Annotated in this window: 23 protein-coding genes and 1 pseudogene; 8 read left to right on the top strand and 16 right to left on the bottom strand. The window is 64.8% G+C overall.

Going from position 1 to position 26,158, the window contains the following annotated elements:
• The 8 genes and pseudogenes from bchD to N825_RS33955 form a co-directional block, all read right to left on the bottom strand.
• Window positions 1-723: pseudogene (gene bchD, locus N825_RS33990) on the bottom strand (magnesium chelatase subunit D); the annotation flags it as partial.
• 24 nt (window positions 724-747) lie between these two features.
• The gene (bchI, locus tag N825_RS33985; RefSeq protein WP_281174398.1) at window positions 748-1,860 is read right to left on the bottom strand and encodes a magnesium chelatase ATPase subunit I; all 1,113 of its coding nucleotides are present in this window, start codon (window positions 1,858-1,860) and stop codon (window positions 748-750) included.
• 51 nt (window positions 1,861-1,911) lie between these two features.
• Window positions 1,912-3,129, bottom strand: coding sequence for a geranylgeranyl diphosphate reductase (locus tag N825_RS33980; RefSeq protein WP_037461453.1), 1,218 nt, complete (start codon window positions 3,127-3,129; stop codon window positions 1,912-1,914).
• On the bottom strand, window positions 3,126-4,046 hold the full coding sequence (gene chlG, locus N825_RS33975) for a chlorophyll synthase ChlG (RefSeq protein WP_281174397.1): 921 nt from the start codon (window positions 4,044-4,046) through the stop codon (window positions 3,126-3,128). The genes N825_RS33980 and chlG overlap by 4 nt, the downstream gene beginning before the upstream one ends.
• A gap of 27 nt (window positions 4,047-4,073) precedes the next feature.
• Window positions 4,074-4,733 (bottom strand): DUF799 domain-containing protein, encoded by a 660-nt coding sequence (locus N825_RS33970; protein ID WP_037461471.1) that lies wholly within the window; start codon window positions 4,731-4,733, stop codon window positions 4,074-4,076.
• A 14-nt stretch (window positions 4,734-4,747) separates the two neighbouring features.
• Window positions 4,748-5,140: a DUF4810 domain-containing protein gene (locus N825_RS40035; RefSeq protein ID WP_051514042.1), complete on the bottom strand. Its 393-nt coding sequence runs from the start codon at window positions 5,138-5,140 to the stop codon at window positions 4,748-4,750.
• Between the two features lie 23 nt (window positions 5,141-5,163).
• The gene (locus N825_RS40030) at window positions 5,164-5,475 is read right to left on the bottom strand and encodes a hypothetical protein (protein ID WP_037461466.1); all 312 of its coding nucleotides are present in this window, start codon (window positions 5,473-5,475) and stop codon (window positions 5,164-5,166) included.
• A gap of 26 nt (window positions 5,476-5,501) precedes the next feature.
• Window positions 5,502-6,428: a CsgG/HfaB family protein gene (locus N825_RS33955; RefSeq protein ID WP_037461463.1), complete on the bottom strand. Its 927-nt coding sequence runs from the start codon at window positions 6,426-6,428 to the stop codon at window positions 5,502-5,504.
• A gap of 507 nt (window positions 6,429-6,935) precedes the next feature.
• Between N825_RS33955 and N825_RS33950 the strand changes: the two genes are divergently transcribed.
• Both N825_RS33950 and bcp read left to right on the top strand, forming a co-directional pair.
• On the top strand, window positions 6,936-8,984 hold the full coding sequence (locus N825_RS33950; RefSeq protein WP_037461450.1) for a methyl-accepting chemotaxis protein: 2,049 nt from the start codon (window positions 6,936-6,938) through the stop codon (window positions 8,982-8,984).
• Window positions 8,985-9,200: 216 nt separating this feature from the next.
• Window positions 9,201-9,665, top strand: a complete 465-nt coding sequence (gene bcp / locus N825_RS33945; RefSeq protein ID WP_037461449.1) for a thioredoxin-dependent thiol peroxidase — start codon at window positions 9,201-9,203, stop codon at window positions 9,663-9,665.
• A 21-nt stretch (window positions 9,666-9,686) separates the two neighbouring features.
• Here the strand turns inward: bcp and parA are convergent, their stop codons facing one another.
• Entirely contained in the window at window positions 9,687-10,331 is a 645-nt protein-coding gene (gene parA / locus N825_RS33940; RefSeq protein WP_037461444.1) for a ParA family partition ATPase, read from the bottom strand.
• Window positions 10,332-10,479: 148 nt separating this feature from the next.
• On the opposite strand from parA, the gene N825_RS33935 reads away from it, so the two are divergent.
• From N825_RS33935 to N825_RS33925, 3 genes are all read left to right on the top strand, one after another.
• On the top strand, window positions 10,480-11,517 hold the full coding sequence (locus N825_RS33935; RefSeq protein ID WP_157619737.1) for an L-threonylcarbamoyladenylate synthase: 1,038 nt from the start codon (window positions 10,480-10,482) through the stop codon (window positions 11,515-11,517).
• 7 nt (window positions 11,518-11,524) lie between these two features.
• Window positions 11,525-12,937: an FAD-binding oxidoreductase gene (locus tag N825_RS33930; RefSeq protein WP_037461442.1), complete on the top strand. Its 1,413-nt coding sequence runs from the start codon at window positions 11,525-11,527 to the stop codon at window positions 12,935-12,937.
• A gap of 666 nt (window positions 12,938-13,603) precedes the next feature.
• Complete coding sequence (locus tag N825_RS33925; RefSeq protein WP_157619736.1) at window positions 13,604-15,631, top strand: hypothetical protein; 2,028 nt, start codon at window positions 13,604-13,606, stop codon at window positions 15,629-15,631.
• Window positions 15,632-15,673: 42 nt separating this feature from the next.
• Here the strand turns inward: N825_RS33925 and N825_RS33920 are convergent, their stop codons facing one another.
• From N825_RS33920 to N825_RS33910, 3 genes are read right to left on the bottom strand one after another with little or no spacing between them, the layout of a single operon-like run.
• Window positions 15,674-16,156: a GtrA family protein gene (locus N825_RS33920; RefSeq protein ID WP_037461437.1), complete on the bottom strand. Its 483-nt coding sequence runs from the start codon at window positions 16,154-16,156 to the stop codon at window positions 15,674-15,676.
• Window positions 16,153-16,866: a glycosyltransferase family 2 protein gene (locus N825_RS33915; protein WP_037461434.1), complete on the bottom strand. Its 714-nt coding sequence runs from the start codon at window positions 16,864-16,866 to the stop codon at window positions 16,153-16,155. Before N825_RS33915 ends, N825_RS33920 begins: the two co-directional genes overlap by 4 nt.
• Window positions 16,867-16,908: 42 nt before the next feature.
• On the bottom strand, window positions 16,909-17,883 hold the full coding sequence (locus N825_RS33910; protein ID WP_037461431.1) for a UDP-glucuronic acid decarboxylase family protein: 975 nt from the start codon (window positions 17,881-17,883) through the stop codon (window positions 16,909-16,911).
• Between the two features lie 370 nt (window positions 17,884-18,253).
• On the opposite strand from N825_RS33910, the gene N825_RS33900 reads away from it, so the two are divergent.
• Together N825_RS33900 and N825_RS33895 are read left to right on the top strand one after the other, a co-directional pair.
• Window positions 18,254-19,084, top strand: coding sequence for a class I SAM-dependent methyltransferase (locus N825_RS33900; protein WP_051514036.1), 831 nt, complete (start codon window positions 18,254-18,256; stop codon window positions 19,082-19,084).
• 39 nt (window positions 19,085-19,123) lie between these two features.
• Complete coding sequence (locus tag N825_RS33895) at window positions 19,124-19,435, top strand: hypothetical protein (RefSeq protein WP_157619735.1); 312 nt, start codon at window positions 19,124-19,126, stop codon at window positions 19,433-19,435.
• An 18-nt stretch (window positions 19,436-19,453) separates the two neighbouring features.
• Here the strand turns inward: N825_RS33895 and N825_RS33890 are convergent, their stop codons facing one another.
• Together N825_RS33890 and N825_RS33885 are read right to left on the bottom strand one after the other, a co-directional pair.
• Window positions 19,454-19,795 (bottom strand): DUF1491 family protein, encoded by a 342-nt coding sequence (locus N825_RS33890; RefSeq protein WP_037461415.1) that lies wholly within the window; start codon window positions 19,793-19,795, stop codon window positions 19,454-19,456.
• Between the two features lie 37 nt (window positions 19,796-19,832).
• Window positions 19,833-20,774 (bottom strand): transglycosylase SLT domain-containing protein, encoded by a 942-nt coding sequence (locus N825_RS33885; protein ID WP_037461412.1) that lies wholly within the window; start codon window positions 20,772-20,774, stop codon window positions 19,833-19,835.
• 209 nt (window positions 20,775-20,983) lie between these two features.
• On the opposite strand from N825_RS33885, the gene N825_RS33880 reads away from it, so the two are divergent.
• Entirely contained in the window at window positions 20,984-22,777 is a 1,794-nt protein-coding gene (locus N825_RS33880; RefSeq protein ID WP_037461410.1) for an acyl-CoA dehydrogenase, read from the top strand.
• A 16-nt stretch (window positions 22,778-22,793) separates the two neighbouring features.
• Here the strand turns inward: N825_RS33880 and N825_RS33875 are convergent, their stop codons facing one another.
• On the bottom strand, window positions 22,794-24,029 hold the full coding sequence (locus N825_RS33875; RefSeq protein WP_198039046.1) for an adenylate/guanylate cyclase domain-containing protein: 1,236 nt from the start codon (window positions 24,027-24,029) through the stop codon (window positions 22,794-22,796).
• Between the two features lie 147 nt (window positions 24,030-24,176).
• Complete coding sequence (locus N825_RS33870; RefSeq protein WP_037461408.1) at window positions 24,177-25,811, bottom strand: electron transfer flavoprotein-ubiquinone oxidoreductase; 1,635 nt, start codon at window positions 25,809-25,811, stop codon at window positions 24,177-24,179.
• Window positions 25,812-26,158 lie beyond the last annotated feature (347 nt).

Here is a 26,158-nt window from a genome sequence, read left to right as displayed (position 1 = left end):
CGCCAGCGCCGCGTCGGCGGCTTCGACCTCGGCGCGACCCGCCAAGGCGGCGGCGGCGCGGGCCGCCCGCAACGCCAGCAAGGGTGCGCGGATCGAGGATATGCCCAGGGCGGCCGCGGTGGAACACAGGGCTTCGACGATCTCGCCGGACGCCGTGACATCGGCGATCCGGCGCCGGGCTTCCTCGAGTTCGGCCGCGGCATGCTGGGTTTCGGCGCTCTCCGCCAGGGTGACGCCATCCAGATCGAGCGGAAACGCGAGACGGTCGGTCAGCGACACGGCGGCGCCCTCATCCGCCCCGCCCTCGTCCAGGGCGACCAGCCCGAAGCGCGCGGCCAGCACCCGGGTGAAGCCGTCGCGTTCCAGCCGCACCTCGCCCCGGTCGAGCACGCCGGCCAGCCTTGCCGCCATCGATGCCGGAAACCGCTCGGCCATGGCGAGCACGACGACACCGCCGTCGGAGCGGGCCAGGATGCCATGCTCCATCACCGGCCTGCCGGCCTGCAGGGTGGCGGCGAGATCGAGCCCGCCGAGCAGGCGGTCGTCGGTGACGTGGCATGGCAGGCGCTGGAACGGCGCCTCGGCAGGCATCAGTTCCTTGAGCGAGGTGAGCCAGCGGTCGCGGACGGGACCGGCGGCGGAGCGGACCACGACGCCGCCCAAGCCGGCGGGATCGATGGCGAACAGGGCGGCCGCGGCCTCGGCATCCTCCCAGCGGGTCATGTCCCGTCACTCATGATCCGCGGCTCACGACCCGAACAGGTCGGCGATGGCGCGCTCGACGCGGGCGGTCGATCCGGACTCGTCCAGGGGGTTGCGGCGCAGGCGGTGGCGCAATGCCGGAAGCGCCATCTGGCGCAGATGCCCGTCGGCGACCTCGTCGGCCAGTTCAAGGGCGGCGACGGCGCGGGCGGCGCGGATCAGGGTCAGCTCGCCGCGCAAGCCGTCGGCGCCCAGCGCCATGCACAGGCGGGCCGCCTTCTCGATCGCGGCGTCGGGCACGCGGATCACCGGCAGCCGCGCGCGGGCGGCCTCGATGCCGCGGCGCAGGCGGGTCTCCTCGCGCTTCCAACGCTGGGCGAAGCCGGCGGGATCTCGCTCGAAGACATCCCGCCGCCGGACCACCTCGATCCGTTCGGCGAGGTCGGTCGGGGTGCGGACCTCGACCGACAGGCCGAAGCGGTCCAGCAGTTGGGGCCGAAGCTCGCCCTCCTCCGGGTTGCCGCTGCCGATCAGGACGAAGCGGGCGGGATGGCGAATGCTGAGGCCCTCGCGCTCGACCACGTTCTCGCCCGAGGCCGCGACGTCCAGCAGCAGGTCGACCAGATGGTCCTCCAGCAGGTTGACCTCGTCGATGTAGAGGAAGCCGCGATGGGCGCGCGCCAGCAATCCCGGCTCGAACCGCTTCTCGCCGCGGGTCAGCGCGCGTTCAAGGTCGAGCGCACCGATCACCCGGTCCTCGGTGGCGCCAAGCGGCAGGTCGACCACCGGAACCGGAACGCGCTTGCTTTTCAAGGCCCCGGCGGCGCGGGCCGCCCGGCACGCGGGGCAGAGGGCCGCAGGTGTGGCGGGATCGCAGTTGTAGGGGCAGCCGACCACCGCGCGCATCGGCGGCAGCAGGGCCGCCAGCGCCCGCACCGCCGTCGATTTGCCGGTGCCGCGGTCACCGAACACCATGACGCCGCCCAGGCTGGGATCGACGGCGGCGGCGAGTAGCGCCAGCTTCATCTCCTCCTGGCCGACGATCGCCGGGAACGGGAACAGCGGGCGCGACGCCGGACGCTCCGCCGCCTCAGCCGCCACCGCGACTGGCGGAGTGGCGATGGGCTCCCCGACTGGACGCATGAGCGCGATGGACATGGTCTTCTCCCCGTCTGATCCCGGTGCCAATTTTCTATGAACGGCTGGTCATCACGGCGGAACGACACCCAGCAGGTGCGCCAGATCCTTGAAGAAGATCCGGACATGCGCGGCCGGCTTGGCGCGCACCAGTTCCTTGTTCATGTAGGCGTCCCAGGTCAGCTTCTGGACATCGGGGTCGCGGCAGATGCCGACGAAACGCTCGCGCCGCTTGTCGTTGCGGTACCAGAAGCGCTGCATCATGCCGAGGATCCAGAAGACCCGGCCGTGTGCCTTCATGAACCGCTTGCGGGCGGTGGCCAGGGCCTTGGCGTCGCCCGTCGCGAGGAAGGTCTGGACGGCCTCCGCCGCGAAGCGACCGCCCGCCATGGCGTAGTAGATCCCCTCGCCCGAGGCCGGCGCCACGACACCGGCGGCGTCGCCGGCCAGCACGACATCGCGACCGTTGTCCCACCGCTTGAGCGGACGCAGCGGGATGGGCGCGCCTTCGCGCCGGATCGTCTCGACGCCATCCAACCCGGTGGCGGCGCGCAGCGCGCCGACCGATTGGCGGAGCGCGAAGCCCTTATGGGCGGAGCCGGTTCCGATGCTGGTCGTGTCGCCGTGCGGGAAGATCCAGGCGTAGAAGTCGGGCGACAGATGGCCCTGGTAGTAGACGTCGCAACGCGACCCATCGAAACCGGCGGCGCCGGCGCCGGGCGAGCGGACGATCTCGTGATAGGCGAAGACGCATTGCAGCCGGTGCGAGCCCGGAACCTCCTGCCGCGCCACGGCGGAGACCGCGCCATCGGCGCCGATCACGGCGCGGGCGCGGACGGTCCCGGTGCCGGTCGGTGTCTTGTAATGGACGGTGGCGATGCCGGACCCGTCGCGGGTGATGCCGGTGAAGGTGCCCGTGCCGCGCTCGGCACCCGCCAGGGCGGCGCGCTCGCGAAGCCATTCGTCGAACACCTCGCGGTCGACCATGCCGACGAAGCCGCCCTCGATCGGCATGTCGACCCGGCGTTCGGCCGGCGAGATCATGCGGGCGGACCGCGCCTTGGCCACCATCAGCCAATCGGGGATCTCGAATTCCCGGATCAGCCGAGGGGGGATGGCGCCGCCGCAGGGCTTGATGCGGCCAGCCTTGTCGAGCAGCAACACGGAACGGCCGAGCCGCGCCAGATCGGTCGCCGCCGTGGCCCCGGCGGGCCCGCCGCCGACCACCACGGCGTCGAAGATCCGGGTGTCGGTGAAGATCCTGGTCTCGGTATGATTGGTCGTGGTCATGGGACCTCCAGAACCGTCTGGCGCAGCGCGAAGGCCGCGACCAGCATGCCAATGACATAGAGGCTGGTCCCCGTGGCGTTGTACCAGGGCGCCCGCTCGCGCGGGTTCTCCAGCAGCGGCACCATCAGGACGAATTGGGCGAACAGCAGCAGCGCCACGAAGGCCGCGTGAACCGGCTGTCCCATGGCGGCCAGCATCGCGATCACCGCAAATTGCGGCACGATCATCACGACGCAGGCCAGACGCGCCGCCTTGTCGACGCCGAGGCTGGCGGGCAGCGAGGCGATCCCCATCCTGCGGTCGCCCTCGACGGATTTGAAATCGTTCAGCGTCATGATGCCATGGGCACCCACGCTGTAGAGCGCCGCCAGCACGAGCACGCGCCAGTCCGGCCGGGCGGCGGCCATCACGGCGGCGCCGGTGAACCAGGGCAGGCCCTCGTAGCAGGCGCCAACCGCCGCGTTGCCCCACCAGCCGTTGCGCTTCAGGCGGAGCGGCGGCGCGCTGTAGGCCCAGGCCAACGCGAGACCGAGCACGGCGGCGCCGAGGCCCCAGGGCCCGAGGGCGCTCGCCACCAGCAGGGACAGGGCCGTCCAGCCCAACGCGATCCCGAAGCCCCAGCGGCCAGGCAGGCGGCCGGAGGGGATCGGGCGATTCGGCTCGTTGATCGCGTCGACATCGCGATCGTACCAGTCGTTGACCGCTTGACTGGTGGCACAGATCAGCGGTCCCGCCAGCAGGATGCCGGCGATGACCAGCGGCCACCGTCCCGAAGCCGGGACACCCGAGGAAATCACGCCGCAGCCATAGGCCCACATTGGCGCGAACCATGTGATCGGCTTGAGCAGTTCGAGAACGACGGAGGGAGATGGGCTGGTCATGCACTCATTGTTATGGTTGACACTGTAACGTGTCAATCATGATTTACACGCCGTGAGGCCGTCTCAGTAGTCCTTTCCGAACCGCTGATCATAGGGTCCGCTGGGGATGCCATGACCCGCTCCGTAGAACGCCACGGTGTTGGCCTGGTTCGCCAGGGGCAGATAGCTGGGAGCCGCCCTTTCCATCGCCGCCACGACCAGTTGGGTGACCAGCATCGCGAGCGGATGGCCACCGCTGTTCTGCGCCTGGGGCGAGTAGACGGTCTCGAGGTTGTCCTGCCACAGGGTTTGCCCTGTCGTGCCGCTCTTCAGCGTGTAGCCGATGTTGACCGTCGTGGTGGTCGCCAGGATGGCGTACTGGCTGTCCCAGCGCTGGATGTTGGCGAACAGCACGGCGTCGGCGCCGAACAGGGCCGCGACCTTGCGCGCGTCGGCGGAGTGGACGAGATCGGCGTCGGCCAAACCCTCGTCCTCCATCACGCGTTTGACCATGTGGACGGGGAAGACATAGTAGCCTTTCTCCGCCAGCGGTACCGGCAAGGTCACGAGGAAATTGTCGGCCGCGTCGACCTGGGTGCTGGAATTGGTCACCGGGACGATCACGATGGAGCGCGGATGGTGGGCCCGCATCGCGCTGAAGTCGCGTTTGGCCGGCGGGTTGACACAAGCGGACAGCGCCAGCAGCGACAGACCCACCAAGGCGGTTCGGATGAGTTTCGGCATGGTGATCATCGACCTCAACTGGTGGGAGCGGACACGGGTGTCGCGCCGCCGTCGGATGGCGTCTTGTCCTTGTTGGCGCGGGTGCTGAGGATGGTCTTGTCCATCATCACGGCGGATTCCGGCCAGACCGCTTTCTCCTTCTCGAACAGCGCCACGGCGCCCGCGGTGTCGCCGGAGGATAGCTTCAAATAACCAAGCTCGGCGTAGATGCCCGGCGGAACCCGCTTCTCCGGTTCGCCGGACGCCAGTATCCGCTCCAGCGATTTGCGGTAACCGGCCTGCGCGGTGGGGTCGCGATGGTAGTCGTAGAGGGAGCTGGAATAATCGCCCCAATGATATTTGGTCGCCGGCGCGCAGCCAACGCACAGGATGGCCGCCAGCAGGGGCGGCAGGTAGCGCGATGTCATCTTCGATCTCAATTGGGCAGGGTTCAATTGGGCAGTGTTATCGTTTTGGTGGAATCGGTTCCGAGATAGACCGCTTGGCTGAATACCGTTCGGCCATTTTGCTGTATCTCGATCAAGTGCGTTCCGGATTCGACCTGGAGCGTGTTCTTCTTGCCGTCGAAGTCGGCGGCCGGTCCGATCAGGACGCCGTTGACGAACAGCGTGGAGTCCTTCGCGGCGTTGACGAAGGCCAGTTGCGGCTTGCTCTCCAGCGTCCGGACCGTCGTGGTCGGATAGGCGCATCCCGCCAGCGGCAACGCCGCGGCCAAGGCCACCGCCAAGCGACGAACGATCATATCCATTCCCTTCATGTCTGGGCGCCTCATTTGGATTCCGCCACGAACAGGTCTTTGGAACCGCCCGCCGGAACGATCCCGGATATGACGCGGGTCAGCGAACCCTCGCTGGTGACGCTGTCGCCGAAGGTGCTTTCAACCTCGACCTCCGCGACGCGCGACGGCGGCAGTTCGACCTCGAAGCCGCTCTGCCCGCTTTTCATCCGCTCGCCGCTGCGCATGATCGCCAAACGGTCGCCCGGCTTGAGCCCTTGGCGGGTACCACCGCTGATGAAGACGCGCGGCCCCTCGACCTTCAGGATGTCGCTGCGCCAGGGGCGCTCCTCCAGCTTGCCGACAAGGCTGTTGAGCAAGTCCGAGATGGCGGCGCCGATCGCCCGGTCGTTGAGGGTGTCGTCATAGGCGGCCTTGGAGCCGAAGCCCAGGGTGGTGCCCTGTTCCACCGCGGCCTCGCCGGCGCCGGTCGCCGAGAAATAGGCGTGGCCGGTGCGGACATCGACCAGCCTGACCTCGACCTTGGCGCGGGCGACCTGACGCTTGGTGTTGCTGAGGAACCCCGCCTGCCCCTCGGCGCCGCGGCCGAACTCGGTCAGCGACCCGACGATCAGAGTATCGGCCCCGACCACGTCGCCGCCGGTCAGCTTCTGCTCGGCCTTGACCGCCGCGAGGTCCGGCCGCTCCAGCACGATGAACCGGCCGGATTCGACCAGCCTGGAACTCAGCATGTCGCCGGTCTGGCGCCCGAGCGGGTCCATGGCGTCGCCCAGCAGGGCCTTGCCGTAGCGGGTCTCGTTGGTGAAGCGACCCAAGGCCACCTTGCGCTTGAAGCTCTTGACGGCGGGTGGTGCCAGGGTCGCCGCCTTCTGGGCCGCCGCGACCGCGGCGGGCGCCTGGATGGCGGTCGGTGGCGTCTTGGGCGTGGCGCAGCCAGCCAGCGCCAAGGAACCCATCATCGCGATCAAGACAATGCTGGAATAAGCGCCACGGATTTGCCCGTTTTTGGATATGTGGATAGCCATACTTCGTCTTTCCCGATCAACCAGACGCCTAGGACGACAGTTTTCGGGAACAGGACGGCACAGGGGTATTAAGATTGTGTGAGGGATGGCCATCCCTCCGGAGGCCGGCATCCTCGCAAATCGCGAGGGAGCCACGAGCCTTTTCCCAATTTGCACTCCCCACTACCCAAATTAGCAAATATCCACTCGTCTAGACCGAAAGCGCGCGCGGCAAGGGAAGGCTTCGCATTGCCTGCCGCCACTGGAAAAGCCGTGAAACCTTGAGAAATATCCTTTTAATCATATGGCTTCTGTTTGAGGCCCTTTCGGCATGGATCCTGCTCCAAGAGGATCCAGCGGTGATGACATGAACACCAAGAGAGTTTTCCCCGTGTCGCACGTGTGACACGCCATCAATCAGACGGTCACTCGATGCGGGGACCATCCATAAAGGACGCGCCAATGAACACGAGTTCGACGAACGGCCAACCCGGCTCAGGTAATTTCCTGAACAATCTGAAGACCCGCACCAAGCTCTACGCCGGATTCGGGACGCTTTTGGTTCTGTTGGCCGGACTGGGCGCGACGTCGTGGTTGGCGGCGGAAAGGGGTGGGGAAAGTCTCGACGCCTACACGACCCAATCCTCCATCGCGTCCAGCATCTCGGATGCCGAGATCTATGTGCTCGAGGCTCGTCTGGCAGTCAGACGGTTTCTGGAAAGCCACTCCGACGCTGATGTGACGGCGTTCGAGGAGCGCTGGACCAGCGCCGATAGCTCGTTCGCCGAAGCCAAGACCCGGATGACCTTGCCGGAGAACATCCGCGCGATCGAGGACATCCAGGAGATCAGGAAATCCTATGCCGGGTCCTTTCGCGGCATCATCGAGAAGACCCAACGCGAGCAAGGCCTCGAGGTGGAGATCTTGAACGAGCTGGGCGCCAAAGTGCGCAAGGTGCTGACGGAGTTGCGCATGGCGGAAATCGCCAATGGCAATTCGGAAACCATCGTGAAGGCGGCCCAAGCCGGCGAGAGCTTCCTGCTGGCGCGGGTCGTGGCCGCACGCTTCCTGTCCACCAATGATAAGGCCGAAGTCGGCCGCGTCGCCAAGGAACTTGGCGACGTGGAAAGGCAGCTTGGTGAATTGGTGACGCTCCCACTGGCACCCGGGCAGGCGGAACGGATCGCCGAGGCACGAGAAATGCTCACCCGTTATGGCAATGGCTTCACGGAAGTGGCGGCCTTGACGCTGGACAATCGGGAGGTCGTCGACAGGATGGCCAAGACGATCCTCGACCTTCAGCGGAAAACCGACGATATCCGGGCGGCTTCGGAGGAAAAGCGCGCGACGGTCCGGTCGGCGGCGTCTGATCAGGCGGCGTCGGTCAAGACCACGGTCGTCGTGTTCTGCGCGATCGCCCTGACCCTGGGCTTGGCCCTGGCGTGGCTCATCGCGCGCGGCATCGCGGTTCCCGTGACGGCGATGACCTCGGCGATGCGCAGGCTCGCCGACGGCGACACCGATGTCGCGGTTCCCGCCGTCGGCCGCAAGGACGAGATCGGCCAGATGGCGGGCGCCGTCGAGATCTTCAAGGACAACATGATCCGCGGCCGCCAGATGGAGCGGGAGGCCAAGGAGGCGGAGGTCCGCGCGGCGGCGGACCGCAAGGCGGCGATGACGCGACTTGCCGATAGCTTCGAGGCGAGCGTCAAGGGCATCGTCGAGACCGTGGCTTCGGCCGCCACCGAGATGCGGGGCACCGCGTCGGTCATGACCCATACGGCCGACATGGCGAGCGGTCAAGCGACGGCGGTGGCCGCGGCGTCGGAGCAGGCCTCCGCCAACGTCCAGACCGTCGCGGCGGCGACCGAGGAACTGTCGTCCTCCATCGCCGAGATCGGTCGCCAGATCACCAATTCGAGCCAGATCGCCAGCCAAGCCGTCACCGAGGCCGAGCGGACCACCGCCACCATGCGGGAACTGGTCCAAGCGGCCGAGCAGATCGGACAGGTGGTCGAACTGATCAACACCATCGCCGGGCAGACCAACCTGCTGGCGCTGAACGCCACGATCGAGGCGGCGCGCGCCGGGGAGGCCGGCAAGGGCTTCGCCGTGGTGGCGAGCGAGGTCAAGTCGCTGGCGACCCAGACCGCCCGGGCGACCGAGGAGATCAAGTCGAAGGTCGGCGAGATCCAGGGCGCCACCGGCGGCGCCCAGGTGGCGATCGACGGCATCGGCACGATCATCGGGCAGATGAACGAGATCACGACCGCCATCGCCGCCGCGATCGAGGAACAGAGTGCCGCGACCCGCGACATCGCGACCAATGTCAGCCAAGCCTCGCGCGGGACCGATCAGGTTTCCAGCAACATCACCGGCGTCACCCAGGCGGTCGGCGAGACCGGCGCCGCCGCGTCCGAGGTCCTTGGTGCTTCCGAGGGTCTGGCGCGGGAAGCCGAACGTTTGCGGACCGAGGTGGCGAACTTCATCGCCACCGTCCGGGCGGCCTGATCTCCCCAACGACCCCAATACCCCCAACTCACCCCGCGCGGTCCTCCGCGCGGGGTTTTTTCTTTCGACCGCTGGCACGCGGCGGCGCCTCCCGCGAGGATCCGGAACCTGGTTTCGTCACTGCCAAATTGACAACGACGCCGGTTCACCCACAATCGCGCCTGCTCCGGTGAGGCAACCGGAAATTCGATCCACAGAGTTGAGGAGCATCCCGAAATGAGTGTCGAAGTAGGTTCACCAGCTCCCGACTTCACGATGCCGACCGATGGCGGCGGCGAGGTCAGCCTGTCGGCCCTGCGCGGCAAGAAGGTCGTTCTGTATTTCTATCCGAAGGACGACACCAGCGGCTGCACCAAGCAGGCCTGCGGCTTCCGCGACAACCTGCCCGACTTCTCCGGCGTCGACGCCGTGGTGATCGGCGTGTCCAAGGACGGCGTCGCCAGCCACGACAAGTTCAAGAAGAAATACGAGCTGCCGTTCACCCTCGCGTCCGACCAGACCGCCGGGGTGGCGGAAAAGTACGGCGTTTGGAAGGAGAAGAGCATGTACGGCAAGAAGTACATGGGGATCGAGCGCACGACCTTCCTGATCGACGGCGAGGGTGTGGTACGCGGCGTCTGGCCCAAGGTCAAGGTGGACGGCCACACCGAGGAGGTGCTGAAGGCCGTCCGGGCCCTTTGACGGCTCAGTCCCGGCGGGCCGTCAGCCGCGCTTGAGGATTTCCGCCGCCAGTTCCTGGATCTCCTCGGCGGCGCGGGTGCGCCTGGCCGATTCGGTGACGCTGCGGCCCTCGAACAGGGCCGCGGCGAATTGGACGCGGTTGCCGACCTGGGTGGCGGCGACATCGGCGCCGGATTCCGCCGCCATGGTCTTGATCCGCTCGATCAGGTCATCGGCCAGCTTGGCGCGCGGCGGCACCCGGTTGATCACCAGCAGGGCCGCCACCTTCTCCGACTTGGCCAAGTCCAGCGTCGGCTGGGTCGCCCACATGTCCATCGGGCTGGGCTGGACCGGCACGATCACCAGATTGGCCGAGCGCACGGCGATGCGGGCCTCCGTCTCGGCGTGGGGTGGGCTGTCGATCACGACGATGTCGTTCTCCTGCGCCAGCCGCTCGACCTCGCGCTGGGTGCGCCAGCCGTTGATCTGGACGTGGCCGATCCCCGCCTTGCCGTTCATCGCCGCGTCGCGCGCCTGGAACCATCTGGTCAGGCTGCCCTGGGGATCGATGTCGACGACCGCGACCCGCAATTTCGCCTCGGCCCAGGCGATCGCGAGATGGGCGGCCAAAGTCGTCTTTCCGGCGCCACCTTTTTGCTGCGCCACCGTGTAGATCCTGCCCGCCATGCCTGCTCCGCTCACCGGCCATGCCGGCGATTGTCATTGAAAAAAAGCCCCATTGGCCGCAGCAACGGCATAGTGCATCCAGAACACCAACACGCCAAGGGTGGTGTTTGGCTTTCGCTTGGCGCGACAACACTTTAAAACGATGGATATGAGCAACAGCGACGCCTCCGGGAAGCAGCCAGAGCTGGTTCCACCGACCGATGCCAATATCCGGCGCGCGGCCGATCTGCTGCGCGCGGGGGAGCTGGTGGCGTTCCCGACCGAGACGGTTTACGGGCTTGGCGCGGATGCGACCGATGATCGCGCCGTCACCCGGATCTTCGAGGCCAAGGGCCGACCCCGCTTCAACCCGCTGATCGTCCACGTCGCCGACCAGGACTCGGCGGAAGCCTTCGTGCGGTTCGACGCGCGCGCCGAACGGCTGTCGGAGACCCTGTGGCCCGGTCCGCTGACGCTGGTGCTGCCGCGCCGCGCCGAGGGCGGGCTGTCGCTGCTGGTCAGCGCCGGGTTGGACAGCGTGGCGATCCGGATTCCCGCCCATCCCGTGGCGCGGTCGCTGCTGAAGGCGGCAGGGCGCCCGATCGCCGCGCCCAGCGCCAACCGGTCGGGCGCGGTCAGCCCGACGACGCCGCTGCACGTGGCGGAGAGCCTGGGCGGACGCGTCGGCCTGATCCTGTCGGCCGGCCGCTGCCCGGTCGGCGTCGAATCGACCGTGCTGGATCTGACGGGCGAGACGCCGGTGCTGCTGCGGCCCGGCGGCGTCATCGTGGAGGATCTGGAGGCGCTGCTCGGCGTTTCGGTCCTGCGCCCCTCCCCGGCCGATGCCGGCGGCGAGCCGGACGCGCCGAAGTCGCCGGGCCAGCTCGCCAGCCATTACGCGCCGGGCGTGCCGGTCAAGCTCGGGGTCCATGGCGCCGCCGCCGACGAGGCGCTGCTGGCGTTTGGCCCCGACACCTTCATCCGGGGCGGCGCCACCCGCCTCAACCTGAGCCCGCAGGGCGACCTGCACGAGGCGGCGGCCAACCTGTTCGCCATGCTGCGCGCCCTGGACCGGCCGGAGCACGCCGCCATCGCCGTCATGCCCATCCCCGAGACGGGTCTGGGCGCAGCCATCAACGACCGGCTGCGCCGCGCCGCGGCACCGCGCATGCCGCTCCCCTTCCCCGCAACGCCGCGACAAGACTGACAAAGCCATGATCGACACCTCCTTCCTCGACCACCTTCGCGGCATCGTCGGCCCCTCGGGCCATATCGACGAACCCGGCGACATGGAGCCCTATGTCGCCGAATGGCGCGGCCGCTACCGGGGCAAGACCCCGCTGGTGCTGCGCCCCGCCAATACCCGGGAGCTGTCCGAAGTGGTGCGGGCGTGCTGGGAGGCCGGCGTTCCCGTCGTGCCACAAGGCGGCAACACCAGTCTGGTGGGCGGCTCGATCCCGTCGGAGGACAACAGCGAGGTGCTGATCAGCCTGTCGCGGATGAACAAGGTCCGCGAGCTGGACGCGCTGAACTACACGATGACGGTCGAGGCCGGCTGCGTGCTCCAGGCGATCCAGGAGGCGGCCAAGGAGGCCGATCGGCTGTTCCCGCTCAGCCTGGGCGCCGAGGGCACCTGCCAGATCGGCGGCAACATCTCGTCCAACGCCGGCGGCACCATGACGCTGCGCTATGGCAACATGCGCGATCTGGTGCTGGGGATCGAGGCGGTGCTGCCCGACGGCAGAATCTGGGACGGCATGCGCCGGCTGCGCAAGAACAACACCGGCTATGACCTGAAGCACCTGTTCATCGGCGCGGAGGGCACGCTGGGCTTCGTCACCGCCGCCGTGCTGAAGCTGTTCCCGCGCCCCAAGCAGGTCGAGACCGCGTTCCTGGCCATCCGTGACCCCGACGCCGCGATCGAGCTGCTGTCCAGCCTGCGGTCGGCCAGCGGCGACGCGCTGAGCGCCTATGAGCTGATACCCGGCATCGCCCTGGACTTCGCGCTGAAGCACGTCGCCGGCACCATCGATCCGCTGGAGGAGCGCCATTCCTGGTATGTGCTGCTGGAACTGGCGACCGGGACGGGTGGCGACGCCTTCCGCGAGACGATCGAGACGGCGCTGGGCGAGGCGATGGAGGCCGGGCTGGTGCTGGACGCCGTGCTGGCGTCGAGCGAGGCGCAGGCCAAGCAGCTGTGGTTCATCCGCGAGGCGATCGTCGAGGCGCAGAAATACGAGGGCGGCTCGATCAAGCACGACATATCGATCCCGGTATCCTGCGTCGGCACCTTCATCCGCGAGGCGACCGAGGCGGTCGAGCGGGTCATCCCCGGCGCCCGCCCGGTCCCGTTCGGCCATGTCGGCGACGGCAACATCCACTTCAACGTCAACCAGCCGGTCGGCGCCGACACCGAGGGCTATCTGGCCCAGTGGGACACGCTGAACACCGTCGTCCACGACATCGTGCTGGGCATGGACGGCTCGATCAGCGCCGAACACGGCATCGGCACCTTCAAGCGCGAGGAGCTGAAGCGCGTCAAGTCGCCGGTGGAACTGGACCTGATGCGGCAGGTCAAGGCGGCGCTCGACCCGAAGGGGCTGATGAACCCGGGCAAGGTGCTTTGAGGCGACTGGCCGGGACGGGTGGGAACGGCTTCAGGGTGGGGCGCGCCGCGTGAAGACGAGCCCGAAGGTTCGTAGCGCGTCGGCTCCCGCCTGGTCGCCACCGTCATCGGGAGTCACTGTCAACACGGGTGTTCCCGGTGGCAGGGTGGCCGGGCAGCGCAAGGCAGGACACACAGTTCCGGCATCCAAATCCGAACCGGACGCTGGATTCGGTCAGGACAAGCCGTGCTACGTGAGCCGCGATACCCAGGTTCCCAGTATCCGCCCATCTACCGGTGTCCTCCCACAAGGCTATGACATGGAGGCATGCCGGCACCGGATGTCAGCCTCGCGGTATCGGAATAGCGGTCAGCAAGAAAACGACCGCCACCATCCGTGTTCCAAGTTCGATCTCAATGGCGGCCAGACTCAATCTCCGTTTGGCTCCTTTGACAGGGGGGCCGGCTCGATACTTGATACTCGAGTATGCATCGCGAATTTTTCAGTAAAAACAAATCGGCCAAGCGATAACGCTCGCCCAATCGCTTTCAAGTGCTTATGATACTACTAGCTAGGTACCAGAAAGCATGATCTGGGATTAACGCCACTAGTGTTTGTGAAGTTTAGGCTGTAGCGATAGATTTTATCAATTGCTATATTTGGCAACATAAATATCAAGGATTTACAATGCCTTACAGTATTGTTAATATTTACTTAAGGAGACATACCGCCAACATTATTTGGGCGTTATTATTTGTAACACTTGTAATTTATACGGTCTCTTACCTCAATCATCCTGTATTGCCCCAGGGAGATACATCAGATGGATGGTGGGATCAAAGCAACTACCTGAGGTCGACTAAAGCGTTCTCCGCTGGCGATTTGCGTCCGGCCGAGCACTGGTACTTTCCAGGATATGCCCTTCTCACCGCCCCTTTCTATGTCTTTATGGCAGGATCCGCCTTTTTTGTCATAAACGGATTCTGCTTACTGGTGACGGCTTTTTGTTTCATCCGAATCTGCCGGCACTTCGACGTTCCAGCCGTTACCGCCTCGGCCATTTTCCTGGCCAGCGCCGTTCTGAACGCGACCATACTCGAACAATTCGTGATTCCGTGGACGACGACTCCCACCTGCGCGCTCATCCACATCGTACTCACCCTGTTCCTGGAGCAATCCAGGAACAGGGGTTCAAGGCGGTCCCTGGCGCTGATCGCCATGGGACTGGCGGGAAGCTTGATCTTGCCGTTCCGCCCGACCGACGTGGTCGCCGTGTTCCCGGTCTTCGCCTTCATGGCACTGGGACCGGCACTCGACATCTTGAGAGCGGGGCCATCTTCATCAGCCAAGGCGTCATTTGCGCCGTTGGCGCTTACCATCGCCGGCGGCATAGCAGGATGCATCAGCTTCGCGGCCCTATATTATACTATTTACGGGTTTTCCGTCTCTGATTACTTGCGGATATCACAGGACATCGGTTTTACATTTTCATCACTTCCAATAAAGTTATATGTGTTGTTCCTTGATCCTGAGCCGATATATGGACAGGGTATCGCCGTGCTCGAACGTTATCCTTGGCTATTCCCCTCAGCGGTCGGCCTTCTCATCCACTTGATCCGGCTTTCCAGAAAATCCGTGGTAGCAGCATGCGTCATCACGCACATCCTGTTCTATTCTTGTTATGCGGATCTACTTCCCACCAATGTTTGGGATTACAAGCTGATCCATTATTGGAAATGGACTTTCCCCATGCTGGGATTGTTCGCGTGGCTAGCCATTCACGACACTCTGGACGATAGGGCTTTTGTTCCAGCATCCCTCTCGGCCATCGCGCTGTTCTGCCTCCTGTCAATCCGTGTCGACTTTGAACGTGTCCATTCCACCGAGGCGGCCATTCAGCCTTCAGGCGACTTCCGCGTCGGGTTCGACGCCGGAAACCGCGTCACGGCGATCGACATTCCATTCGGGGGCAGCGCCGTCAGCGGCCTTGGGAACTGGCCTCTGACGCTGCGGGCTGATGGTAGGGAACTGCGGCGTTATGCCGACTACCTCGCGCTCCCGCAGAGCTTTGGCTTAAGACTCCTGCTCACTCACGCGATCGACGTTACTACCATCGAGGGTCTCCTCAACTCGTCCAACCGATCGCCCGCGGCGTCTCCACCACCAATCGGACGCCGTTTCTCCCTCGGATTTGGCTGGCCCTGCCTGCTGCCGCCCCACGGCTGCCAGCACCCCGACGCCCGCGACGATTTCGGCGCCCCAGTCGGCGACGAGATCGACTTCCGCAAAGGCGGAAACAGCACCCTCTTCGTCGGCCAGGGGTGGAGTGCCCAGGAGGATTGGGGAACCTGGACCGATGGCGACGCCGCATCCTTGCGACTCTCCTTAGCCGCACCAGCGAATCCGGGCCATTCTCACGCTAGATTGAGGCTCGATGTTTCCGCCTTCGGTGCTGGAACCCATCCGTCACAGACTGCCAAGGTGATGGTCAACGGTGAAACGGTCGGTGAGTTCACGGTCGATGCGGCCGGTGGCTGGCGCTCGATCTCCCTGGAGATCCCGATGGGGCTGATTGCCCGGCGCCATCCGGTCAAGATCTCGTTCGCCCTACCCGACGCGATCTCACCGTTCGAGCTTGGCGTCTCCAGCGACAAGCGGAAGCTCGGGCTGGGTCTGCGGGCACTGAGCTTGACCGCCGGGGAAGCGAACCCGTGACGGAAAGTTGGCGGGACTTCTTGGAACCGGAAGTTGGATTGGTCAGGACGCCTCGGACGGCGTCTTGATGGTGACGTCAGTGGTCTCCGCGATAACCGAACGGCCGATCCTCCAGCGCGGTTCGCGGTCAAATACGAGGAACTGGCGCGCCCCGAAGTTCCAGACGAAGGCGAGACCGGTACCGCCAAATTTCGCCAGCATAACCGGCAGATCGAGCAGTTCTATTGCGGCGGACATGCACAGCACGTTGATCACGAACCCGATACCGCTCACGGCGTAGATCAGGAGCATTTCGGAGCGTGTGGATCGCTTGCTCTTCTTGAATCCTATACCGCTGGATAGGAGATAGTTGACATAGGTCGCGACAACGAAACCGCCAACCGAGGCGGGTACATAGTGGGTATGCAGGGCGGAGAGTGTGGCGTAGAACACTAACCATTCAACCACCGCCGCCGCACCACCGATCAAAAGATAAACAGCAAAGCTGGCACAGTATTGCCGCACGAACAACAACAAGGGCTTCATGACCTACTCAGGGTCGAATATTTGGCGATCGCGTAGATGGCTCGAAAAGCATCCTTCAAACCAATCTTCTTCCCCTCCTCATAGGTCCGGCCGTAGTACGAGATGCCAACCTCATAGAAGACGCAATGCCGCTTGGCCAGCTTGGCCGTGATCTCGGGTTCGAACCCGAAACGGTCCTCCTCCAGGGTCACGGATTGAATCAATTCCCGGCGGAACACCTTGTAGCAGGTTTCCATGTCGGTCAGATTTATGTTCGTCGCGAAATTGGAGCAAAGTGTCAGTATTCGATTCGCGATCATGTGCCAGAAATAGACGACACGGTGCGCCTCCCCACCCGAGAACCTGGAGCCATAGACCACGTCGGCGCCGTGGTTGATTATGGGATCGATCAAACGCGGATATTCCTTGGGATCATATTCGAGATCGGCATCCTGGATTAGCACGATATCCCCGGTCGCGTGACGGAAACCGGTGCGAAGCGCCGCTCCCTTTCCCTGATTCCTATCATGATAGATAACCATACTCACCAAAGGCGTTATCTCGGACTTGAGTAAGTCCCGCGTGCCATCGACCGAGCAATCATCGACGATGATGATCTCCATCTTCGCGACGGCGGCCGCGCGCACCCTGTCCACGATCGCGCGGATCGTTTTCTTTTCGTTGAAGCAAGGAATGATGACGCTCAACGTGAAGTTATCTTTATCGATCATGATCCACTACTTGGTCCGAGGGTAGGACGCTGGCTGCCGGGTTCATCGTGCCGGCGACATCTGAACGCCGCTCGACAGCAGTCGCTCGAAATAGGAGATCGTCCGCGTCAGGCCTTCCTCGAGTTCGATGGCAGGTTGCCAATCCAGGAGCGTCCGGGCTTGACCGATATCGGGACGACGTTGCTTTGGATCGTCGGTCGGCAGTGGCCGATGAACGAGGCGGGATTTGGCACCTGTCAGGCGGATGACGGCTTCCGCCAGTTCAAGAATGGTGAACTCCCGCGGGTTTCCCAGGTTCAGCGGACCGACATGCCGTTCGTCCACCTCCATGAACCTCGTCATCCCCTCGATCAAATCGTCCACGTAGCAGAACGAGCGGGTTTGTTCGCCACTGCCGAATAACGTGATTGGTTCGCCGCGAAGCGCCTGCATGATGAAGTTGGACACCACCCTGCCGTCTTCGGGATGCATCCGGGGACCATAGGTGTTGAAGATCCTGATCACCTTGATCGGAAGCCGATGCTGACGGTGGTAGTCGAAGAACAACGTCTCCGCGCACCGCTTGCCTTCGTCATAGCAAGCCCTGGGGCCGATCGGGTTGACGTTGCCCCAATATGATTCGGGCTGGGGATGAACGGCGGGATCACCGTAGACTTCGCTGGTCGACGCCTGCAAGATCCTGACGTTCAAGCGTTTGGCCAAACCAAGCATGTTGATGGCGCCATGCACGCTCGTCTTGGTGGTTTGGACCGGGTCATGCTGGTAATGCACCGGAGACGCCGGACAGGCGAGATTATAGATGCGATCGACCTCGACGTATAACGGGAACGTCACATCGTGTCGGATCACCTCGAAATAAGGATTTCCGTACAAGTGAGCTATATTTTCTTTTGATCCGGTAAAGAAATTATCGACACATATGACACTATGACCTTGAGAAGTAAGTTTTTCACATAAAAATGACCCGAGGAACCCAGCTCCACCTGTAACAAGAACTCTCAGTTTATCACGGTTCATTATTGTATTTCCCAGGCCTAACTTGATGAATTGAACGATCTGACTGTCCGTTGTTAAATTCGGGTATCCGCCAAACCCAAAAGATGGGTCTTCAACGACAAGATATACCTCAAATTGACTAACTCCAAAGGCTTATAAATGGCATCGGACAGGGCTGCAATTGTTTTCCACGCCAAGGAACTGGAAGCGGCAAAATGCCTATCCCCCTCCACAGCCAGTGCGCCACCCCGCCCGAAAGTGGCTGCCTCATCCACCATCCTCGGCCTGTCGGCCTTCGGTCCGTCATGCCAGTATCCCGCCCCGGCCGATCGGCCGCGTTGCCGGAAGGTCGGCTGGCCGGCGGAAATGAACAGCGTGGAAAGAGGACGATATGAACGAGTTGGTGATGATGCTGAACCTTGTGGTGGGGATCGCGGCCCTGGTGGGGATCGCGGTCGTGGTCCACAAGGCCCGGCGCATCCATGTGAAGCTTTTCGCGCTCGAGGACGAGGTGCGGGCGCTGCGCGTCACGGAGTCGGTCAACCTATACCGTCAGGTCCAGGCCTTCATGGGTCTACGCGACCTGCTGGGATTCCAGGTACCGCTGCCGCCGCTGCGGCATTGGGCCGCGTCGCCCGATTTCCTGCTGACCATCGCGCGGCACGCGCTGTCCGCCAGGCCCGGCGTGATCGTCGAATGCAGTTCCGGATCGTCGACGGTGGTCCTGGCCCAAGCGGCCAAGCGGCTGGGGCGTGGGCATGTCCATAGCCTGGAGCACGATCCCGCCTACGCGGTCGAGACACGCGCGCTGCTGGCAGAACATGGCTTGGAGGACTGGGCGACGGTGATCGACGCGCCGCTCAAGCCCGTCACCATCGATGGCGAGGTCTTCAACTGGTACGACGACGCGGCCCTGGCCGGCGTCGGCCCGATCGACCTGCTGGTGATCGACGGTCCGCCGTTCAACGTCAACCCGCTGGCGCGCTTCCCCGCCGGGCCGAAGCTGTTCCCGAGGCTGGCTCCAGGTGGCGCCGTATTCCTGGACGACGCCGCCCGTCCCGACGAGACCCGCGCTGTGGAGCGGTGGCTGAAGGCGTTCCCCGGCATGGCCCGTGGCGCGCCGACCTGCGAGAAGGGCTGCGTGAGGCTGACGGCCCCCGCCGCACCCGCGAAGCAACTACCACGCTTGGATCACGCCACAAACGCCGCCACAGCGTGTTGAATACTCCATCCGCGTCATTCGCGATCGATGGAGGTTCCCATGCCGAAATATCTTCGAATCGCCGTAGCCGGGCTGGGTCTCCTGACCTTGACGGCCTGCGAGAATTTTAGCCTGACCGGCAATAGTGGCGGCGGCCAGACACCGTCCAGCACGACCAATACGCTCGGCTTGGGCGGAGCCGGTTATGAAGGCACCAACAGCCAGATGGGAACGGGCGGCTCCGGCGGCGGCACAAGCGACCGGGACACCGGCCGCTCGTCCGACTTCGTCACCGGGCGCAGCCGGTCGGGCCCGATCGGCACAGGCGGGGCCGGTGTCTCGGATTCGCCGATCCCCGAATATCGACCCTGATCCTTTCCCCTTCCGGGTTCAGAGGATCTTGCCCTCGAAGGGGTGGCGTCCGGCGCGGTCCTCGATCTCGATCACCCATAGGTCGGGGTCGCGCTTGACCGCGCGGGCGATATAGGCGTCCGCGTCCGCCTCGGGCATCAGGGCGTTCTCCTTGGCCGCCATCCAGGCCTGTTTGCCATCCACGTCGCGCGTCTGTGTCAGGACGCGGCAGCCTTGGTCCAACTGGTTCAGCTTCAGCATGACGAGCCCGCCCTGCGGCGAGCCCTTCCTTGCGACCACGGCGGGGATGGCGTCCACGATGCAGCGCCTTATATGCGCCTTGATCCAAAGCTCGGTGGGAATGCGATCATCATCTTCCATGGCGGCATCCTACCGCCCCGATCGGGCGAGCGCCACCTCAGGCCGCACCCAGACTGGGCAGCGGCGCGCTCATCACCTTGCCATTGCCGCGCGAGCCATTCCTCGTCCCATCCTCCTTGTCCGCGCCGCCCTTCGACGCCTCGTCCTTGGGCGTGCTCAGTTGGGACAGCACCATCACGGTGAATAGGGAGGTCGGCTCGCCCGTCCCGCCGGTCGACGTCCTGGCGAAGTTCTTGCGGAAGTCGCCGTCAACGCCCCAGGCCGAGCGGCTGGTTGGCGCGCCGATGGCGCCGGCCGCGGAAGCCGTCATGACCGAACCGCTGGCGCCATCGAACTTGGCCGCGAATCGGTCGTAGATCTGGCCAACCGACAAAGCCTTGCCTGATTTGTCGTAGAAGACGTTCCTGTTGGCCGCCGCCGCCTCCGGCAGCAGCGCGGCGGCGCTCTGGGCGGGATTCTGCTTCATGCCGTTGAGGAACTTGCCGGCGCCGCCCGCCCCCAGGAAGTGCGCCATGTAGAGTTCGGTCGAGCCGATCTCGCCGCCAACGGTCTGTTCGAGCTGCGTCTGGTTGTCGCGGGCGAACTCGGCCGCCAGATAGGCCGACAGCTTCGGATCCTTCCGCATGTCCAGGATATCGCGCCTGACCTGTGGGTCCTGGACGTAGGGCGTGCCGTCGGAGCGTTGCTGGATCTGCGCCGCCTGCTTGCCCATGCCGTACTGGGCGCCATGCCGCTCGACCATGTTCAGCCAGGTGCCCTCGGTGAACTGGTAGAGCCCCGTGGCGCTGCTGGTGGATGCCTTGGCTTCCGGGTCGAAACTGCTTTCCTGGGCAGCTTTTGCCATGAGGTAGGAAAAATCTACCCCCGTCTTGTCGCTCGCCAGCCGCACGGCGGCCTGGATGGCCTTTGGAGCGTTCGCCGCGACTCCCTTTGACTGCGAGGGATCCGACGCGCGCATCAGGTTAGCGAGATTAGACATGGTGGCCTCTTCAACCGGGTTCCGGATAATCATAAGCAATCGGTGTGCCAAGCCACCGCCCCGGCGGCCAGCCTCCTCCGGAGCGTCGGCGCGCCGCGGCCTCGACACTCGCAAGCGGCGGGCCGGCGCGCTATCTTCCGCACAGGTGCCGACGCCATCGCGTTGGCGCCTTCGACCAAAGCCCAAGGTCTCGGGAGGACCCTGCCACCATGATCCCCTATTCCGCCCCCATCCAGGACATGCGCTTCGTCCTCAACGAAGTGGTCGGCATGGACCGTGTCTCCAGCCTGCCCGGCTACGAGGATGCGACGCCCGACATGGTCGACGCCATCCTGGACGAGGCCAACAAGCTGGCGTCCAATGTGCTGGCACCGATCAATTTCTCCGGCGACCAAGAGGGTGCCGTACTGGAGAACGGCGTGGTCCGTACGCCCAAGGGCTTCAAGGAGGCCTACCGCCAGTATCAGGAGGGTGGCTGGAACAGCGTGCCGTTCGATCCGGAGCATGGCGGCCAAGGCCTGCCGTGGACGGTCGCCATGGCGGTCCAGGAGATGTGGCAGTCGGCCAACATGTCGTTCGCGCTGTGCTCCATGCTCAACCAAGGCGCTGTCGAGGCGTTGACCGAGCATGGCAGCGACGATCTCAAGTCGATCTATCTCGGCAAGCTGATCTCGGGCGAGTGGACCGGGACCATGAACCTGACCGAGCCGCAGGCCGGCAGCGATCTGGCGGCGATCCGCACAAAGGCGGTGCGGGAGAATGGCCATTATCGGATCTCGGGCCAGAAGATCTACATCACCTATGGCGAGCACGACTTCACCGACAACATCATCCACATGGTGCTGGCCCGGCTGAACGACGCGCCTCCCGGCATCAAGGGCATCTCGCTGTTCGTCGTGCCCAAATTCCTGGTCAACCCCGACGGCTCGCTGGGCGACCGCAACGACCTGCGCTGCGTCAGCCTGGAACACAAGCTGGGCATCCACGCCAGCCCGACGGCGGTGATGGCGTTCGGCGACAACGACGGCGCCATCGGCTACCTCGTGGGCGAGGAGAACCGCGGCATCGAGTACATGTTCACCATGATGAACAACGCCCGGATGGGTGTGGGGCTCCAGGGTGTCGCCATCTCGGAGCGGGCGTACCAGCAGGCCCGCGACTACGCCAAGGGCCGCGTCCAGAGCCGCGACATGACCGACGCCAAGGGCGAGCCGGTCGCGATCATCCGGCACCCCGACGTTCGCCGCATGCTGATGACGATGCGCTCGCAGACAGAGGCGGCGCGGGCCTTGACCTACTACGCGGTCTCGGCGCTCGACATCGCCAAGAAGCACCCGGACCCAGCCGAAGCGGCCAAGGGACAGGCCATGGCCGATCTGCTGACCCCGGTGGTCAAGGCCTGGAGCACCGATCTCGGCGTCGAGAACGCCTCGATCGGCATCCAGGTCCATGGCGGCATGGGCTTCATCGAGGAGACCGGTGCCGCCCAGCACCTGCGCGACGCTCGGATCACGCCGATCTACGAGGGCACCAACGGCATCCAGGCCAACGATCTGGTGTTCCGCAAGGTGGTGCGCGACGGCGGCGCCGCGGCCGGCGTGCTGTTCGCCGAGATGCGCGGGACGGTCGAGGCGCTGAAACACCTGCCCGGCGACGATATGGCGGCGATCTCGATCGGCTTGGGCAAGGCGGTCGACGCGCTGGAGAAGGCGACCACGTGGCTGGTCGAGAATGGCAAGCGCGTGCCGCAGGCGGCGGCATCCGGCGCCGCGCATTACCTGAAGATGTTCGGCATCACCACCGGCGGTTTCCTGATGGCCCGCGCCGCCATGGCCGCCCAGCAGGGTCAGGCCGATCCGAACGCAGACCAGCGCTTCCTGGACGCCAAGCTGATCACCGCGCGCTTCTTCGCCGACCAGTTCCTGCCCCAGGCCGCCAGCCTGCTGACGCCCATCACCGAAGGCCACCTGACGGTGACCGCCCTGTCGGAGGACCAGTTCTGAGCGTCCCGAATAGCGTCTAACCGGCAGGCCGGACGCAGGCTGTTTCCTTGCCCACCGCGGCTTCCGGGTCGAGGGTGAATAGTTCCTGCGGGCGGCCGACGCCGCGTAACGCGTAGCGGCCGACGGAGACGAGGCGGGCGGAGCAGGCTTCGGCGGTATTGGCGAAGCTGGAGGACAGCAGCACGTCCTGGTCGAGCGAGCGGCACATGGCGGCGATCCGGCTGACCTCGTTGACGGCGGGACCGATCACGGTGAAATCCAGCCGGTCCTCGCTGCCGATATTGCCATAGAACACCTCGCCGACGTTGAGGCCCAGGTAGAAGCGGGTCCAGGGCAGGCTTTCCGCCTTGCGGCGCTTGTTGAGGTCGATCACCCGCCGCTTGGCCTCCTCGGCGGCGTCGAGCGCCCGGTTGCACAGCTCGCCATCCCCCGCGCCGCTGAAGATCGCCATGATGCCATCGCCCATGAACTTGAGCACCTGCCCCTGACGCTCGTGGATCGAGGAGACGATCGCGTCGGCGTAGTCATTGAGCAGGGGGATGACCTGTTCCGGCGGTACCGTGTCGGTGATCCGGGTGAAGCCCTGGAGATCGCTGAACCACAGGACGGCGCTCATCCGTTCGGTGACGCCGCGCTCGATGTAGCCCCCCAGCACGCGGCGGCCGGCGTCGCGGCCGAGATAGGTCTCGACCAGCGTCTCGGTGATGCGCCCGACGGAAACGTCACGGATCGCGAGGGCCAGGAACGGCAGGGTACGTTCCATCAGCCTGACTTGGCCGTCGCCGAAACCCTCCGGCGAATCGGTCGACCATGACGAGGCCAGCGAATCCATCAGGCCGATGGTGATGGGTTTGCCGAAGGGCGTGCTGATCGCCAGATAGTCGGTGATGCCTTCGTCCCGAAGATCGCCCAGCACGGGAAAGCGGTCGGACGGGCAATCGCCATCGACGAATCGGCAGCGCAGCGACCGCTGGCCGCTGTCGAGCAGATAGAAGAAGGGGCTCTTCAGCCACTTCTCCTCATTCTCGCGGGAACTGGAGCGGGTGTATTCGGACGCCGTCGTCTCGTTCTTCGTCCGATGCCAATGGAACATCCGGGCCTCCAGCACCGGGTGAAGCGTGTCGATGCCGACGACGACACGGGTCAGCGGAACGCCATGCTCGACCAGACGCCGACAGAAACCGTCGACGAGGTCGGTTTCCGAAGCGCCATCCAGCCCGGCCTCGACGATCCATTCCATCAGTTCAAGCAATCGACCGTCTTCCATCGCCGCCCCCGCCCTCGATCAACCCGCAGAAGAAATAGGTATTCGGGTGCGATGTTTTAACCGCCGGTTGGTGTCAAACGGAAGGCATCCACAAGTCGCTTCGACTTGCGGGTGCCTCCCGGGGACACCGGCTCACATGTTGGGATAGTTCGGGCCACCGCCGCCTTCCGGAACCACCCAGTTGATGTTTTGGGTCGGGTCCTTGATGTCGCAGGTCTTGCAGTGGACGCAGTTCTGCGCGTTGATCTGCAGCCTGGGGTTGGCTCCCGAGTCCTCGCGGACGATCTCGTACACTCCCGCCGGGCAATAGCGCTGCTCGGGCGCGTCGTATTCCGCCAAGTTGACCTTGATCGGGATCGACGGGTCCTTCAGCGTCAGGTGGGCTGGCTGATTCTCCTCGTGGTTGGTGTTCGAGATGAATACCGAGGACAGCTTGTCGAAGGTCAGCACGCCATCCGGCTTGGGATAGGCGATCTTCGGCGCCTCGCTGGCCTTCTTCAGTTGAAGATGGTCGGCGTGGTTCTTGAAGGTCCAAGGCGCCTTGCCGCGCAGCACGAAGGTATCCAGCGCCGAATAGGCGATGCCGCCCCACAGCCCGCGCCGGAACGACGGCCGGATGTTGCGGACGTGGTAAAGCTCCTCCCACAGCCAACTGCTCTTGACCCGATCCGGGTAATCGGTGACTTCGGAACCGGCCGCCTCGTCGCCCAGATGGTCGAAGATCGCTTCGGCGCAGAGCATGCCGCTCTTCATCGCGGTGTGGTTGCCCTTGATCTTCGGCACGTTCAGGAAACCCGCCGTGTCGCCGATCAGGCTGCCGCCAGGGAAGGTCAGCTTGGGAACGGACTGGAAGCCGCCCTCGCTGAGCGCCCGGGCGCCATAGGAGATTCGCCGGCCCCCTTCCAGATACTTGCGGACGTCGGGATGCAGCTTGAAGCGCTGGAACTCGTCGAACGGCGACAGGTGCGGGTTCTCGTAGTCCAGGCCGATGACGAAGCCGATGGAGACCTGGTTGTTCTCCATATGGTACATCCAGGAGCCGCCATAGGTCTTGGCGTCCATCGGCCAGCCGACCGTGTGGACCACCAAGCCTTGCTTGTGCTTGGCCGGCTCGATCTCCCACAGCTCCTTGATGCCGATGCCGTAGGTCTGCGGGTCGACGCCGTCGCGCAGCTTGAACCGCTCCATCAGGCCCTTGGCCAGCGAGCCGCGGCAACCCTCGGCGAAGATGGTCTGCTTGGCGTGCAACTCCATTCCGGGAGTGAAGGCGTCGGTCGGCTGGCCGTCCTTGCCGATGCCCATGTCACCGGTGGCGACACCCTTGACCGTGCCGTCCTCTGCATAGAGCACCTCGGCCGCCGCGAATCCGGGATAGATCTCGACGCCCAGTTCCTCGGCCTGCGCCGCCAGCCAGCGCCCGAAGGCGCCCAGGCTGATGATGTAGTTGCCGTGATTGTTCATCTGCGGCGGATTGGGCAGCTTGACCGACTTCTTCTCGGTCAGATAGAGGAAATGGTCCTCCGTCGCCGGGGTGTTGAGCGGCGCTCCCTTCTCCTTCCAGTCCGGGATCAGTTCGTTCAGCGCCCGCGGCTCCAGCACGGCGCCGGACAGCAGGTGCGCGCCGACCTCCGAGCCCTTTTCCAGGACGCAGACCGACACCTCGCGCTCATGCTCCGCCGCCAGCTGTTTCAGCCGAATCGCGGCGCTCAGACCCGATGGTCCCGCACCGACGATCACGACATCGTATTCCATTACCTCGCGTTCCATGCTTCCTTCCCCGCTTCAGCCTTTGATCCGGCCGACCATTCCGAGCCCTTGCCACGGGATACCGAATCTGGCTGACGCTGCTTATCTCTAGTCCGTGTCCGATGAAAGAACATAGGTTCGATGCTAGGGTCAAACCATGACTGAGCGCCGCCGAGGGTGAGTTTTGAGCGATACTGACATGCGCGATATCGTCGCTCTCCTGCGCTGGCACCTCGATGTCGGGGCCGACGAGGCGATCGGCGACATCCCCACGGATTGGACGAAAGTCGCCCCCCGAGTCGCACCCCCGGGAGCCCCGGCGCGTGGCAGGGAGGCACCCGCCGGTGGTGGGGCGGCCGGCGGTGCGG

The organism is Skermanella stibiiresistens SB22 (assembly GCF_000576635.1).
GTDB lineage: Bacteria > Pseudomonadota > Alphaproteobacteria > Azospirillales > Azospirillaceae > Skermanella > Skermanella stibiiresistens.
This window is presented reverse-complemented; position numbering and strand designations above follow the sequence as displayed.